The organism is Enterococcus sp. C53, from assembly GCF_040887425.1.
GTDB classification, from domain to species: Bacteria; Bacillota; Bacilli; order Lactobacillales; family Enterococcaceae; genus Enterococcus_B; species Enterococcus_B hirae.
Genome location: NZ_JBFOFT010000031.1, coordinates 1 through 499 on the forward strand (window position 1 = coordinate 1; position 499 = coordinate 499).

Annotated in this window: 1 protein-coding gene; it reads right to left on the reverse strand. The window is 36.3% G+C overall.

Features of this window, described 5'->3' with window-relative positions; translation table 11 throughout:
• Positions 1-123: 123 nt before the first annotated feature.
• Entirely contained in the window at positions 124-423 is a 300-nt protein-coding gene (locus AB3I42_RS14030) for a 4'-phosphopantetheinyl transferase (RefSeq protein ID WP_368022572.1), read from the reverse strand.
• Positions 424-499: the final 76 nt, after the last annotated feature.

Genomic DNA, 499 nt, shown 5'->3' on the forward strand with positions numbered 1-499 from the left:
TGTTATAAGTGTCAATACTAGTTGAAAATATTTCATATTCTTTCTCCTTTTTTCTTCAGAATTTGATGAATCGCTGTAAGGATATCTTCTAAACATTTCGCAATCATTCTCAAATAATCGATCTTATTCATTGGTTCCTCCAATCTGACTCCAAACCAAACGTCCTTCTACCAGTAACCCGCGAACAAATTCTCGCTGGCTGGTAATATCTGTAATGAAATAAACTACATAGTCTTTTCCATCTTCTGGTGCGCAATAAATATAAAGATGTGTCATTACTAAACGTGGTAGAGTAACATCTTCAGGAAGCATACCCATTTCAATTTCCTCTTTTTCCATCGTAACGGATTCATAGCCCCACTCTTCAGAAGCAGTGACCAGCTGTGCACACTTTTCCAGTACTTCGATAGACGTTTCTAACAAGTCATTTCTCTCCTTTCTTTTAGATATTAGTATTCTTCTGGTAATAACATCGTTTGATACTCACCCGAATCAATGA